Raw genomic sequence first — 13,709 nt, 5'->3', positions numbered from 1 at the left:
GGCCGCACCCGGCGAACAGGACGAGGTGTCACCGGGCGCCTCCGCGCGCCGCGGCGCCGCGGCGGGCGATCGCCTCGCGGTACAGCTCCGCGGTGCCCCGGGCCGCGCGGGCCCAGGTGAAGCGGTCGAGGACCCGGTCCCGTCCGGCGGCGCCGAGCCGGGCGCGCAGGTCGGGGTCGCCGAGGACCCGGCCGAGGGCGGCGGCGAGGGCGTCCGCGTCGCCGGGCGGCACCGCGAGGCAGGTCTCGCCGTCGGGGCCCGCGACCTCGGGGATGGCGCCGCCGGTGGTGGCGACGAGCGGGGTGCCGGTGGCCATGGCCTCGGCGGCGGGCAGCGAGAACCCCTCGTACAGCGAGGGCACGCAGGAGACCTGGGCGGAGCGGACGAGGTCGACGAGCTCGGCGTCGCTGATGCCCTTGACGAACTCGACGGCGCCTTCGAGGCCGTACCGCTCGATGGCCCGGGCGACCGGGCCGTCCTCGGCGCGCTTGCCGACGACGACGAGGTGCGCGTCGGGGTTCTCGGTGCGGAGCTTGGCGAGCGCCTCGATCAGGTGGATCAGGCCCTTGAGGGGGACGTCGGCGCTGGAGGTGGTGACGATCCGGCCGGGGACCTCGGCGACCGAGGGGTCCGGGGACCAGAGGTCGGTGTCGGCGCCGATGTGGACGACCCGGACGCGGTCCTCCCGGACGCCGAGGTGCTCGACGATCTCCCGGCGGGAGGTGCCGGAGACGGTGAGCACGGACGGCAGGCGGCGGGCGACCCGCTTCTGCATGGTGGTGAAGGCGTACCAGCGGCGGACCGAGAGGCGGCGCTTCCAGGTGTCGGCGGCGTCGAGGTCGAGGCCGCGGTCGACGGTGATGGGGTGGTGGATCGTGGTGACGAGGGGCGCGCCGAGCGCGCGCGGACCGCCGAGGAGTCCGTACCCGAGGGTCTGGTTGTCGTGGACGACGTCGAAGTCGCCGCGGCGGGCGGCGAGCATGCGCCGGGCCCGCAGGGAGAAGGTGAGCGGCTCGGGGAAGCCGCCGGTCCACATGGTGGCGACTTCGAGGGCGTCGATCCAGTCGCGGTACTCGTCGCGCTTCGGGGTCCGGAAGGGGTCCGGGGAGCGGTAGAGGTCGAGGCTGGCGATCTCGGTGAGCGGCACGCCCTCGTCGAGGGTCGGGTACGGCTGGGAGCCGATGACCTCGACGGTGTGGCCGAGGCGGGCGAGCTCGCGGGAGAGGTGCCGGACGTAGACGCCCTGGCCCCCGCAGAAGGGGTTCCCCTTGTACGTGAGGAGAGCGATCCGCAACGTGGGGGTCCCCCCTGTTCGAGCACGGCCGAGAACTTGGGGGACGTCACCGGGGTCGGTGACGCCCTGTCGGGGGCCTGCCTCTACGGCCTCGGCGGTCATGCGCGGCCCCCTTCGAGCGTGCGTTTCGCCGGAGCGTAACCGCTGGCGTTAATCTAGAACAAGTTACAGACTCGGCCGTCGCCCGGCCGTCCGGGAAGGACAGAATCTACCGGCAGGTAGCGCCGCGGTGAGATCCGGAGCGGGTGATTCACGCCACGGCCCCGCCGCCGCCATACTGTCGCTCCCCACCGCACGGAATCGGGACCCCATGACCGCAGAGAACAGAGCGGACCACGGCATCGCCGCACCCCTCACGGAGCGTCAGGAGGCGCGGCGGCGGCGCATCCTGGACGCCAGCACGCGGCTCGCGTCGCGGGGCGGGTTCGACGCCGTGCAGATGCGGGAGGTCGCCGAGGAGGCGGGCGTGGCCCTGGGCACGCTGTACCGCTACTTCCCGTCGAAGATCCACCTGCTGGTCGCGGTGATGCAGGACCAGCTCCGGCACCTGCACACCACCCTGCGCAAGCGGCCCCCGGCGGGCGCGGACCCGGCGGAACGGGTCGCGGAGACCCTCATGCGGGCCTTCCGGGCGCTCCAGCGGGAACCGCAGCTCGCCGACGCGATGGTGCGGGCGCTGATCTTCGCGGACCGGGGCGCGAGCGCCGAGGTCGACGAGGTCTCGCGGCTGACCACCGCGATCGTCCTGGACGCGATGGGGACCGGGCACCCGACGCCGGAACAGCGCTCGGCGGTCCGGGTCATCGAGCACACCTGGCACTCGGCCCTGATCACCTGGCTGTCGGGACGCTCCTCGATCGCCCAGGTGAAGATCGACATCGAGACGGTGTGCCGGCTGATCGGGACGAGGGCGCCCACCGGGTGACCGCCGCTACGGTCGCCGTCCGTCGGCCCCGCCCGCGGACAGGGCGGACTGCACGGGGAGCGGGATGCGGGACCGGACCTCGTCCATGCAGGCCTTGTCGGCGGCCGACACGTTGATCAGTCCCGTCTCGAAGCCCTGGAACTCCGCCGACAGGGTCCAGCCGCGCTTCGTGAAGTACTTGTGGGCGATCTGGACCGTCCCGTTCCCGTCCTTGCGCTCGGGCACCTCGAAGGACGGCTGCCAGCCGCGCTCGCGCAGCTCGCCGACCACCGCCTCGTACCGGCCGAGATCGGCCTTCGCGTCCTCCGTCCCGTAACCGCGGTAACCGGCCCCGCAACGGGCCGCGGTCGTCTTCGCCCAGTCCGGATCGTCGGCCGGGGCCCCCGCGTCCGCGACCGCCGCGTCGATGTCCGCCTGGGCCGAGGCCTTCGTGACCGGACCGGTGTCCTCGGCCCGGGCCGTCGCCGACGGGACGGCGGACGGCCCGCCGTCACCCGTGCCGCAGCCCGCGGCGCCGAGCACCACGGCCACGATCACGGTCGCCCGGACCGCCGTCCCCTTGCGCACGTTCTTCCCCACCGTCGTCTCCCACCCCTGTCGATCGCCGCCGGACGGTGATCGTCCGGCGGTGCCGCAGGAGTTTCGCACGGGGCGGGACGTGACGGCCCGTCCGTTTCCGGGGACCGGTGCGAGGCCGCTCACACCCTCGGTGAGCAGCGCGTACGGGCCGGTAGAGTGAGCGGGTCGTCATCATGCCCGTACGGGGGGAAACCGGTGGAAATCCGGTACTGACCCTTCCCCAAGCTCTCGGCTGCGCTCGAGCAGGGGATGCCCCAAGCCGTATGCCGCCCCTTCACGGAGGGCGGCGAGTCGGAATGCCCCGGACGGGACGTGACCGCCGGCACCGTCGAGGAATACGGAGCCGAGCCCGGTGCCCGAGACGTGCCGTGCCCGGCCGCAGGAGAGGGCCCCATGAACACCGTCCGCCGCGCAGCCGCCGCCGCGCTCGCCGCCGTCGCCGTACTCGGCACCGGAGCAGCCGGGCAGGCCTCCGCCGCCCCCTCCCCGACCCCCACCACGGGGAAGCTCCCGGCCGGTCTGTACGGCACGAAGGACCCGACGTACGACGGCGTCTGGCGCCAGTCGCTCGCCTTCCTCGCCCAGCGCGCCACCGGCTACCAGCCCTCCGACCGGGCCGTGGAGTGGCTCCTCGGCCAGCAGTGCGACGACGGCTCCTTCGCGTCCTACCGCGCGGACGCCGCGAAGCCCTGCGACGCGAAGACGATGCGGGACACCAACGCCACCGCCGTCGCCGTGCAGGCGCTCGCCGCCGTCCGCCGCCAGAGCGCCGCCCCCGAGAAGGCCGACCAGGCCGTCAAGGACGGCACCGCCTGGCTGAAGACCGTGCAGAACGAGGACGGCGGCTGGGGCTACGGCGTCGGCGGCGCCAGCGACGCCAACTCCACCTCCGTCGTCGTGGGCGCGCTCGCCGCGACCGGCACGCGCCCCACCACGTTCACCTCCGCCGGGGGCCGCACCCCCTACGACGCGCTCCTCGCCTTCGCCCTGCCCTGCACGGACAAGGAGGGCCCCGGCGCCTTCGCGTACCAGCCCGACAAGGCCGGGAAGCTGTTCGCCAACGCCGACGCCACCGCCGCCGCCGCCCTCGCCGGGCTCGGCAAGAGCATGGTCGCCACCAAGGCCTCCCCCGAGCAGGCGCCCGCCTGCGCCGACCTGTCGAAGCCGACCCCCGAGCGGGCCGCCCTCAACGGCGCCTCCTACCTGGCGAAGGCCCTCGCGAAGACCCACCACCTCGTCCAGCCGCCCATGCCGGGCGCCGCCGATGCAGCCGAGCAGCCCGACTTCGGCAACACCGCCGACGCCGTCGTCGCGCTCTCCGCCGCCGGTGCCGCCAAGGAGGCCATGCCCGCCCTGGAGTGGCTGGAGAAGAACTCCGCCGCCTGGGCGAAGGAGAACGGCCCGGCCGCCTACGCCCAGCTCGTCCTGGCCGCCCGCGCGACGGAGACCGACCCCCGCAAGTTCGGCTCGGTCGACCTGGTCGAGCGGCTCAACGCCGCCGGGCCCGCGCCCAAGAGCCCCGACACCTCCGCCTCCTCCACCACCAGCGACGACGAGGACTCCGGCTTCGACCTCTGGTGGATCATCGGCATCGGCACGGTCGTCGGCGTCGGCATCGGCTTCCTCCTGAGCGGCCGCAAGAAGTGACCTCCGCCGCCGTCAGGACCCCCGCGGCCGGGACCACCACGGCCGGGACGACCACGGTCAGGACCAGCGCGGCCAGGACCACCGCCAGGGTCGCGGGCGCCGCGGCCGGGGCGCTGCTGACCCTCGCCGGGGTCGCGGCCGCCCCGGCGCACGCCGCCGGCTACCGCTACTGGTCGTACTGGGAGAGCGACGGCGGCAAGCCCTGGGCGTACGCCACGCAGGGCCCGGCGACCGCCCGGCCCGCCGACGGCGACGCGGTCGGCTTCCGCTTCGCGGTCAGCCAGGAGGCCGACGACACCGCCAAACCCACCGCCGCCCCGGACTTCGCCCGGATCTGCGGGGACGTGGCGGCGAAGGACGGCACGAAGCGGGTCGCGGTCGTCGTCGACTTCGGCGGCCCGGCCGACGCCCCGCCCGGCGAGACCCCGCCGCCGCGGCGGATCACCACCGGCTGCGCGCAGCTCCGCCCCGACGCGACCGGCGCGGAGGCGCTCGCCGCCGTGGCGAAGCCGCTGCGGTACGACAGCGGGGCCATGCTGTGCGGGATCGCCGGCTACCCGGCGCGGGGCTGCGGCGAGGAGGTGGGCGAGGAGCCCACCGCCACGGCCACCCCTCCGAAGAAGCGGGAGAAGCAGGACGGTGGTGGCGGTCCGTCCGTCGGCGTGCTCGTCGGCGGGGCGGCCGTCCTGGCGCTCGGCGGGGCCGCGATCTGGAAGGCCCGCCGCCGCGGATGAGCACCGCCCCCGCTCGTCGTGCCTTCCGCGGCGCGCTCACGGCTCCCGTCGCGTCCCGGGCCAACGCCCTGCACGCGGGCGCGTGGTGGCTGTGGGCGCTCGGCCTGGCCGTCGCCGCCTCCCGGACCACCAACCCGCTGCTGCTCGGCCTGATCGTCGGCGTCGCCGGCTACGTCGTCGCGGCCCGCCGCACGGACGCGCCCTGGGCCCGCTCGTACGGCGCGTTCGTGAAGCTGGGCCTGTTCGTGGTGGCCCTCCGCGTCGTCTTCTCCCTCCTCCTCGGCTCCCCGATCCCGGGCACGCACCTCCTCCTCACGCTGCCCGAGGTGCCGCTGCCCGACTGGGCGCAGGGGGTGCGGATCGGAGGCCGGGTGACGGCCGAGCAACTGCTGTTCGCGGTGTACGACGGCGCGAAGCTGGCGACCCTGCTGATCTGCGTGGGCGCCGCGAACGCGCTCGCCAACCCGGCGCGGCTGCTCAAGTCGCTGCCGGGGGCTCTTTACGAGGCGGGGGTCGCCGTCGTCGTGGCGATGACCTTCGCGCCGAACATGGTCGCCGACGTGGTCCGGCTGCGGACCGCCCGCCGGCTGCGGGGCCGCCCCACGGGCGGGGTCCGGGCGGTCCTCCAGATCGGCCTGCCGGTCCTGGAGGGAGCCCTCGAACGCTCGATCGCGGTGGCGGCGTCGATGGACGCGCGGGGCTACGGGCGGACGGCCCACGTCCCGGCGTCCGTGCGCCGCACCACGAACGTCCTGACCCTCGGCGGGCTCCTCGGCATCTGCGCCGGATCGTACGGGCTGCTCGCGGCGGAGGGCGCGGGCTACGGGCTCCCGCTGCTCGGCGCCGGGCTCCTCGCCGCCGTGGCCGGGCTCCGGCTCGGCGGGCGCCGGACCGTACGCACCCGGTACCGGCCCGACCGCTGGGGCGCCCGGTCCTGGCTGGTGGCGGGCTCCGGGGTGGCGGTCGCGGTCCTGATGATCCGGGCGAACGCGTACGCCCCGGAGGCGCTGCACCCCGGGGTCGTCCCCCTGGCGGCCCCGGAACTGCCGCTGCTGCCCGCGCTGTCGGTCCTGGTGGGCCTGGTGCCGGCGTTCGTGGCCCCCGTACCCGAGGAGAACCCGTGATCCGCTTCGAGAACGTCTCCGTGAGGTACGAGGAGGACGCCGAGCCGACGCTCCGGAACCTCGACCTCACCGTCCCGGAGGGGGAACTGGTCCTCCTGGTGGGCCCCTCGGGCGTGGGCAAGTCGACCCTCCTCGGCGCGGTGTCGGGCCTGGTCCCCCACTTCACGGGCGGCACGCTGACGGGCCGGGTGACGGTCGACGGCCGGGACACCCGTACGCATCCGCCGCGCGAACTGGCGGACGTGGTCGGCACGGTGGGGCAGGACCCGTCGGCCCACTTCGTCACCGACACGGTCGAGGACGAGCTCGCGTACGGGATGGAGTCCCTGGGGCTCGCGCCCGGCGTCATGCGGCGCCGGGTCGAGGAGACCCTCGACCTCCTCGGCCTCGCCGAACTCCGCGACCGTCCGATCGCGACGCTCTCCGGCGGGCAGCGCCAGCGGGTCGCGATCGGCTCCGTCCTCACCCCGCACCCCAAGGTCCTCGTCCTCGACGAGCCGACCTCCGCGCTCGACCCGTCGGCGGCGGAGGACGTCCTCGCGGTCCTCCAGCGCCTGGTCCACGACCTCGGCACGACGGTCCTCCTCGCGGAACACCGCCTCGAACGCGTCGTCCAGTACGCCGACCAGGTCCTCCTCCTCCCGGAGGCGGTCATGGGCCCCCCGTCCACCGTCATGTCCCTCTCCCCGATCCACCCCCCGGTGGTCTCCCTGGGCCGCCTGGCGGGCTGGACACCACTGCCGCTGACGGTGCGGGACGCGAGGAGGAGGGCGGGGGGCCTGAAGGAGCGCCTGGAGCCGTTGATCGGGACGGGGACTCCTGCGGGGGTCCCTGCGGGGCCTCTCCCCCACCCCTCCCCCTACGCCCGAGGGCGTGGGGGGACCCCCACTTCCCGTAACCGGGGCTCCGCCCCGGACCCCGGTCCTCAAACGCCGGACGGGCTGGATGCGGCGGACACGGGGACCGCCACCACGTCCCGACCCACCGGCTCGGCGTCTCCTTCCGGGGACGATGCCCGCATCTCAGCCCCGCCGGCGTTTGAGGCGCGGGGGTCCGGGGGCGGAGCCCCCGTAAGCGCGGACGGCGACGCGACCCGCCGGGGGCCCGGGGGCAGCGCCCCCGGTTTCGGGAAAGGGCGGGGTGGGGGCTTCTCCCTCTTCTCGCGACGGCGCCCGCAGTCCCAGCCCCAGGACAAGGCACACCCCCCCACCCCCCTCGTCCTCACCACCTCCCTCCACGTCCGCCGCGCCCGCGTGGAGGCCCTCCGCACGATCGACCTCCGCGTCGACCCCGGCGAGACCGTCGCCCTCATGGGACGGAACGGCGCCGGGAAGTCGACCCTCCTGGCCGCCCTCGTCGGCATGATCGCCCCCACCTCCGGCACCGTCCGGATCGCGGGCCGGGCCCCGCACGCCACGGACCCGCGCGAGCTGATCCGCCAGGTCGGCCTGGTGCCGCAGGAGCCGAGGGACCTGCTGTACGCGGACACCGTCGCCGCCGAGTGCGCGGCGGCCGACGCGGACGCGGGCGCGGAGGACGGGACCTGCCGGGCCCTGGTGTCCGAGCTGCTGCCGGGCGTCGCGGACGACACCCACCCCCGGGACCTCTCCGAGGGCCAGCGCCTCGCCCTCGCCCTGGCCGTCGTCCTGACCGGCCGCCCGCCGCTGCTCCTCCTGGACGAGCCGACCCGGGGCCTGGACTACGCGGCCAAGGCCCGCCTCGTCGAGCACCTGCGCGCCCTCGCGGCGGACGGGCACGCGATCGTGCTCGCCACGCACGACGTGGAGCTGGCGGCCGAGCTGGCCCACCGGGTGGTGATCGTCGCGGACGGCGAGGTGGTCGCGGACGGCCCGACGGCCGAGGTCGTGGTCTCCTCGCCCGCGTTCTCGCCACAGGTGGCCAAGATCCTGGCCCCGCAGCCGTGGCTCACGGTCGAGCAGGTGGAGCGGGCGCTGGAAGGCCCGGAGGGAGCGGAATGAGCGCACGCCCCCTCCGCCTCGGCCCCCGCTCGGTCGCCGCCCTCGTCCTCGTCTCCCTGATCGGGATCGCCGCCTTCTGCTGGCCCCTGTTCGCGGACGCCGGCTCGGCCGTGACGTCACACGCCGGTGACGCTCCGTGGCTGTTCGCGGCCCTGCTGCCGCTGCTCGTCGCGGTCGTGGTGGCGACGATCGCGGACTCCGGCATGGACGCGAAGGCGGTCGCGATGCTGGGGGTGCTCGCCGCCGTGGGCGCGGCGCTGCGCCCGCTGGGGGCGGGGACGGCCGGCCTGGAGCCGATGTTCTTCCTGATGGTGCTGAGCGGCCGGGTCCTGGGCCCGGGCTTCGGCTTCGTCCTCGGCGCGGTGACGATGTTCGCGTCCGCGCTGCTCACGGGCGGTGTGGGCCCCTGGATGCCGTTCCAGATGCTGTCGATGGGCTGGTTCACGATGGGGGCGGGGCTGCTGCCGGGGCAGCGGACGCTGCGGGGCCGGGGCGAGCTCCTGATGCTCTCGGCGTACGGCTTCGCGGCGGCGTTCGCGTACGGCACGGTCATGAACCTCCAGGGCTGGGTCCTGCTCCAGGGCCTGAGCAGCGGGATCTCCTTCCAGCCGGGCGCCCCGCTCCACGAGAACCTGGTCCGCTTCCTCGCGTACGTCACCGCCACCTCCCTCGGCTGGGACCTCGGCCGGGCCGCGCTCACCGTCGTCCTCACGCTCACGGTCGGCGGCACGCTCCTGAGGGCGCTGCGGCGGGCGACGCGACGGGCGAACTTCGAGGCCCGGGTCACATTCGAGAGCCCGGAAGGGGCCTCCGCGAGTGAGCCGCCCCACAGGACCTAGGTCACGTACGAGCCGGAATAGTAGAAGTACAGAACCACCCAAAGTCCCGCCCAAGCCCCCATAGCCTGCGGAAACGTACCTCACCCGCCGCCCGGGACGTTCCTCCCGGGTCCGAACCTTCCTCGTACAGGGGGTCGTTGCATCGCCGTTCCGGCCCTGCTTCTCTGGTGGACGTCGCCAGGCAGCCGGTGCTCACCGCAGCGCCTCAGGCAGGCCGGTCCCTCCAGTTCCCGGGTCTCCGGGGCCCTGGTTCCGGCGTGCCGAAAACGCCCGGCGCGGCCTCTGTCCCCGAAGTTAGGTAGAAACCTTGATCCGCTCGCTCACCACTCGTGTCGCCGCCCGCAAGAAGACCTTCGCCGCCTCCGCAGCCGTGCTGCTGGGCGCGTCGGGCGCGGTGCTCGGCACGACGGGCCCGGCCTCGGCCGCCAGCCCGCAGGATGTCGCGCGACAGATCGTTCCCGCCTCGCAGTACGCGTCCTTCAGCAAGATCGTGGCCCACGAGTCCGGCTGGAACCACAAGGCCACCAACTCCTCCAGCGGCGCCTACGGACTGGTCCAGGCCCTCCCGGCCTCGAAGATGTCCTCGGCCGGCTCCGACTGGAAGACGAACCCCGCCACCCAGATCAAGTGGGGTCTCAACTACATGAACGAGCGCTACGGCTCCCCGAACGCCGCCTGGGCGTTCTGGCAGGCCCACGGCTGGTACTGAGAAACAGCCCCGGCACCGCACAGCGCACACGCAAGGCCCCGCCCTCCTCACGGAGGGGCGGGGCCTGCGGCGTTCCCGGGGGCCCTTCCCGAGGAACCGGATCTTCCCCGCGCGCGTCCAAACCGCCATGCGGGGGACACACCACATCCTGATCAGAAGAATCCTGACGGCCTTCGTCGCGCTGCTCGCGCTCCAGGCCGGCTCGCTCGTCGCACCGGCGTACGCCTGCGGTTGCGGCGCGATGATCCCGGACGGGGCGCGGCGGATCGGCGTCGACCGCGAGGAGTCCGCCGTCCGCTGGGACGGGCGCACCGAGACGATCGTGATGCGCTTCAGCGTCCATGGGGACGCCGAGCGGGCGGCCTGGATCATGCCGGTGCCGGGCCGGGCCGACGTCTCCCTCGGCGACCCGGAGCTGTTCGACGAGATCGACCGGCTCACCGCGCCCGAGCGGCGCGACCGCTTCCACTTCTGGCCGCGCGAGGACGACTGGCCGTTCGACACCGATCACGGCGACGGGGCCGGGGCGCCGCCCGGCGCGGGCAGCGGCGTCGGTGTCGTCGGCCGGGAGCGGCTCGGCCCCTTCGACGTGGCCCGGCTGACCGCCACCGACCCGGACGCGCTCGGCGACTGGCTCCGCACGAACGGCTTCGACCTGCCCGACCGGCTCACCGGCGCGCTCGGGCCGTACGTCGAGCGGACGTGGGAGTACGTGGCGGTCCGCCTCGCGCCCGAGGAGAAGGGCTCCGTCCTCCGGGGCGAGCTGACCCCGCTGCGGATCGCCTTCGCCTCGCCCGAGCTGGTCTATCCGATGCGGCTCTCGCGGCTCGCGAAGACGCCCCAGACCCTCGGCCTGTCCGTCCTGGCCGACCACCGGATGGAGCCCCGCTCCCCCATCGGCGGCGACCGGCCCGAGGTGACCTTCGCGGGGCGGATCGAGCGGCCCGAGGGGGCCGTGGCCGCGCTCGCGGGCGACCGGCCGGTCCATCTGACGGTCCTGGAGCAGGAGTTCCCGCACCCGGAGCGGATCGACGACGACCACCGCCTGCGGCGGGTCGCCGACACCCCGTACCGCGAAGTCGTGTACACCGACCGGCTGCTGACCGTCGCCGGCGGCGTCCCCGCCTGGCTCCTGACGGTGGGCGGCGGCCTGCTGCTCACGGCGGTGGCGACGCTCCTGGCCGTACGGGCGTCACGACGCCGCCGGGCCCCGGCGGCGGGTGTACGTTCGACCGCATGACCACTTCGCAATGGACCGACGTCGACGCCTACTTCACCGAACTGCTCGCCCCGGACGACGAGGCGCTGTCCGCCGCGCTCGCCGCCTCGACGGCGGCCGGCCTGCCGGAGATCGCCGTCGCCCCCAACCAGGGCAAGCTGCTCCACCTCCTCGCCCGGGTGCAGGGAGCGCGGAACATCCTGGAGATCGGCACCCTCGGCGGCTACAGCACGATCTGGCTGGCCCGCGCGCTGCCCGCCGACGGGCGCCTGGTCACCCTGGAGTACGACCCGGCCCACGCGGACGTCGCCCGCTCCAACATCGCCCGCGCCGGTCTCGACAAGCTCGTCGAGGTCCGCACGGGCGCGGCCCTGGACAGCCTGCCGCAGCTGGAGGCGGAGGGCGCGGGCCCGTTCGACCTGGTCTTCATCGACGCGGACAAGGTCAACAACCCGCACTACGTGGAGTGGGCCCTGAAGCTCTCCCGGCCGGGCACGGTGATCGTCGTCGACAACGTGGTGCGGGGCGGCAAGGTCGCCACCGCCCACCCGGACGACCCGTCCGTCACCGGCACCCGCGAGATGTTCGACCTGGTCGCCCGCGAACCGCGCCTGGACGCGACCGCGTTCCAGACGGTCGGCTCGAAGGGCTACGACGGGCTGCTGCTGGCCCGCGTGGTCGACTGACCGTCCATGGGGGTCGGCGCGCTCCGCCGCCACCCCGCGAAGAGCGGCAACTCCCCTTCGGCGTCGAGGACGACGACGCCGAAGGGCCGGTCGAAGGCGATCCGCTCCACCGCCTCGCGGCGGGGCGGGGCCGCGCTCCGGGCCATCCTGACCTGGGTGACGGCCGCCGCCTCGACGCCCTCCTCGGCGACCTCGACCACCGCCTCCTGCACCACCTTGTCGATGAAGAGGGGGTCGGGGGAGAGGCCGGAGAAGTCGGCTCCGGGGCGCAGGGCCAGGTCGAGGCCGAGCGCCGCCAGGTGCGCGTGCGCCTCGGTCCTCGTACGGAGGGTGAAGCGCGGCAGGAGGAGGTCGGCCGCGTCGGCGGCGAGCCGCTTCCGCGCCCCGGGCCCGGCCCAGGCGGCGGGCAGCACCTCGCCGGGCCCGGCCTCCTCCGCGCCGAGCACGAACCGCACCGGGGCGGCCCCCTCCCCCGCGCAGGGCAGCTCCACGACGGTGACCCCGTCGACGTACCAGACCCGGGCGGACGGGATCCGCAGCCGCATGGTCGGTACGGGTCGGATGCGGCCGTCCCCGTCGGTGAAGGGCTCGTCGCGGGTGAGGTGCCGGGGAAAGGCCACGGCCCAGGAGGCCTTCAGGGCGAGGGCGTTGAGCAGGACGAGCTCCTCGGAACCGTCGAGCCCGAGCGGCAGCCCCCCGATCCGCCCGCCGGTGGCCTCCCGCACCCACGCGTCGAGCGCGCTCTGCGCGCCCTCGCCCAACTCCCCGAACCGCACGTCGGGCAGCCCCCGCCGGAACTCCTCGCGGACCGGCACCCGGGCCCACACCCCGGTGGCCACCGCGAGCCCCTCCGCCCCCGCGAGCCGCCGCCCGACCCCGGTCACGGCCCCGGCGGCCGCCTCCCCCTCGACCCCGAGCAGCCCGTACAACTCCCCGGCGGTCCGCCCCCGCGCCCCGGCCGCGACGGCCCCGAGCGCCAGCCACAACCCGACCGGCGACACGACGAAGTCCCCGTCCCCGAGCCGGGACAGCCAGCGCGCGGCCAGGGTCCGTACCGTGTCCGCCGGAACCGTCGACTCGAAGCCGCCCATGTTCTCTCCCTGCCTCTGAACCGTTGCCTCTATGAGCATCTTGACTGCTCCCCCTCTACCCGGAGGGACGGGGATTCCTGGCTCGGGCCGCCTCCTCCTCCAGCGGCGTCGTGACGACGACCTGTGGGCGCTGCCGGGCGGGGCGATGGAGATGACCGAGTCCCTGCCCGGCGCGGCCGTGCGGGAGGTCAAGGAGGAAACGGGCCTGGACGTCGAGATCACGGGTCTCGTCGGCACGTACACCGACCCCCGTCACGTCATCGCGTACGGCGACGGAGAGGTGCGCCGGCAGTTCAACGTCTGCTTCACGGCCCGGGTCGTGGGCGGCGCCCTGGCGATCTCGGAGGAGAGCACGGAGCTCCGCTTCGTGGCGCCCGGGGAACTCGACGCGCTCCCCATGCACCACACCCAGCGGCTGCGCGTCGGGCACGCCCTGGAGCGCCGGTCGGCCCCCTACCTGGGATAGCGTCCGTTCGAGGCCGGGCGCGGCGCCCGGCCCGTGTTTGCTGAGAGGTGTCGTGTGCCCAGTGTGGTGAAGATCAACGTCCTGACCGTGCCGGCCGAGCAGCGCGAGGTGCTGGAGCAGCGGTTCGCCTCGCGGGCCGGGGCCGTCGAGGGGTCCGACGGGTTCGAGTGGTTCGAGCTGCTGCGGCCCCTGGAGGGCACCGACCAGTACCTGGTGTACACCCGCTGGCGCAGCGAGGAGGACTTCCAGAACTGGATGAACGGTTCCATGCGGGCCGCCCACCAGGGTGGCGGCGAGGGCGGCGGCGAGCGGCCGAAGCCCGCCGCGTCCGGGTCGACCCTGTGGTCGTTCGAGGTCGTGCAGCAGGCGGCGCCGAAGGGCTGAGCCCGTAAAACCCGGGTGCGCCGCCGGTCGCGC

Annotated in this window: 14 protein-coding genes; 11 read left to right on the top strand and 3 right to left on the bottom strand. The window is 74.7% G+C overall.

The window, feature by feature from the left end:
* Positions 1-28: 28 nt before the first annotated feature.
* Positions 29-1,396: a glycosyltransferase family 4 protein gene (locus ACIP5O_RS24305; RefSeq protein WP_401296617.1), complete on the bottom strand. Its 1,368-nt coding sequence runs from the start codon at positions 1,394-1,396 to the stop codon at positions 29-31.
* A 208-nt stretch (positions 1,397-1,604) separates the two neighbouring features.
* Between ACIP5O_RS24305 and ACIP5O_RS24300 the strand changes: the two genes are divergently transcribed.
* A complete protein-coding gene (locus tag ACIP5O_RS24300) occupies positions 1,605-2,219 on the top strand; it encodes a TetR family transcriptional regulator (protein ID WP_401296615.1) in 615 nt (204 codons plus the stop codon).
* Between the two features lie 6 nt (positions 2,220-2,225).
* Here ACIP5O_RS24300 and ACIP5O_RS24295 read toward each other — a convergent pair whose 3' ends face one another.
* On the bottom strand, positions 2,226-2,798 hold the full coding sequence (locus tag ACIP5O_RS24295) for a hypothetical protein (RefSeq protein WP_401296613.1): 573 nt from the start codon (positions 2,796-2,798) through the stop codon (positions 2,226-2,228).
* Between the two features lie 393 nt (positions 2,799-3,191).
* Here ACIP5O_RS24295 and ACIP5O_RS24290 point away from each other — a divergent pair, with 393 nt between their 5' ends.
* The 8 genes from ACIP5O_RS24290 to ACIP5O_RS24255 all read left to right on the top strand — a co-directional run bounded on the left by ACIP5O_RS24290 (position 3,192) and on the right by ACIP5O_RS24255 (position 11,735).
* Positions 3,192-4,445 carry a prenyltransferase/squalene oxidase repeat-containing protein gene (locus tag ACIP5O_RS24290; RefSeq protein WP_401296611.1) on the top strand — a complete coding sequence of 418 codons (1,254 nt, stop codon included), beginning with the start codon at positions 3,192-3,194 and terminating at the stop codon, positions 4,443-4,445.
* The gene (locus tag ACIP5O_RS24285; protein WP_401296609.1) at positions 4,442-5,179 is read left to right on the top strand and encodes an SCO2322 family protein; all 738 of its coding nucleotides are present in this window, start codon (positions 4,442-4,444) and stop codon (positions 5,177-5,179) included. Before ACIP5O_RS24290 ends, ACIP5O_RS24285 begins: the two co-directional genes overlap by 4 nt.
* Entirely contained in the window at positions 5,176-6,303 is a 1,128-nt protein-coding gene (locus ACIP5O_RS24280; protein WP_401296608.1) for an energy-coupling factor transporter transmembrane component T, read from the top strand. The genes ACIP5O_RS24285 and ACIP5O_RS24280 overlap by 4 nt, the downstream gene beginning before the upstream one ends.
* The gene (locus ACIP5O_RS24275) at positions 6,300-8,282 is read left to right on the top strand and encodes an ABC transporter ATP-binding protein (protein WP_401296606.1); all 1,983 of its coding nucleotides are present in this window, start codon (positions 6,300-6,302) and stop codon (positions 8,280-8,282) included. The genes ACIP5O_RS24280 and ACIP5O_RS24275 overlap by 4 nt, the downstream gene beginning before the upstream one ends.
* Complete coding sequence (locus ACIP5O_RS24270; RefSeq protein ID WP_401296604.1) at positions 8,279-9,121, top strand: ECF transporter S component; 843 nt, start codon at positions 8,279-8,281, stop codon at positions 9,119-9,121. Before ACIP5O_RS24275 ends, ACIP5O_RS24270 begins: the two co-directional genes overlap by 4 nt.
* 307 nt (positions 9,122-9,428) lie before the next feature.
* Entirely contained in the window at positions 9,429-9,830 is a 402-nt protein-coding gene (locus ACIP5O_RS24265) for a transglycosylase SLT domain-containing protein (protein WP_401296603.1), read from the top strand.
* Between the two features lie 127 nt (positions 9,831-9,957).
* A complete protein-coding gene (locus ACIP5O_RS24260) occupies positions 9,958-11,070 on the top strand; it encodes a DUF2330 domain-containing protein (RefSeq protein ID WP_401296601.1) in 1,113 nt (370 codons plus the stop codon).
* The gene (locus tag ACIP5O_RS24255; protein WP_401296599.1) at positions 11,067-11,735 is read left to right on the top strand and encodes an O-methyltransferase; all 669 of its coding nucleotides are present in this window, start codon (positions 11,067-11,069) and stop codon (positions 11,733-11,735) included. Before ACIP5O_RS24260 ends, ACIP5O_RS24255 begins: the two co-directional genes overlap by 4 nt.
* Here ACIP5O_RS24255 and ACIP5O_RS24250 read toward each other — a convergent pair.
* The gene (locus ACIP5O_RS24250; RefSeq protein WP_401296598.1) at positions 11,699-12,826 is read right to left on the bottom strand and encodes a serpin family protein; all 1,128 of its coding nucleotides are present in this window, start codon (positions 12,824-12,826) and stop codon (positions 11,699-11,701) included. The genes ACIP5O_RS24255 and ACIP5O_RS24250 overlap by 37 nt on opposite strands.
* A gap of 31 nt (positions 12,827-12,857) precedes the next feature.
* On the opposite strand from ACIP5O_RS24250, the gene ACIP5O_RS24245 reads away from it, so the two are divergent.
* Together ACIP5O_RS24245 and ACIP5O_RS24240 are read left to right on the top strand one after the other, a co-directional pair.
* Positions 12,858-13,292: an NUDIX domain-containing protein gene (locus tag ACIP5O_RS24245; protein ID WP_401296596.1), complete on the top strand. Its 435-nt coding sequence runs from the start codon at positions 12,858-12,860 to the stop codon at positions 13,290-13,292.
* Positions 13,293-13,346: 54 nt separating this feature from the next.
* Positions 13,347-13,676: an antibiotic biosynthesis monooxygenase family protein gene (locus ACIP5O_RS24240; protein ID WP_381389200.1), complete on the top strand. Its 330-nt coding sequence runs from the start codon at positions 13,347-13,349 to the stop codon at positions 13,674-13,676.
* The last annotated feature ends 33 nt before the right edge of the window (positions 13,677-13,709 follow it).

The sequence above is a fragment of the Streptomyces sp. NPDC088915 genome, from assembly GCF_044749825.1.
Classification (GTDB): domain Bacteria; phylum Actinomycetota; class Actinomycetes; order Streptomycetales; family Streptomycetaceae; genus Streptomyces.
The sequence above is the reverse complement of the archived record's forward strand: the minus strand, read 5'-3'. Positions and strand labels throughout refer to the sequence as shown.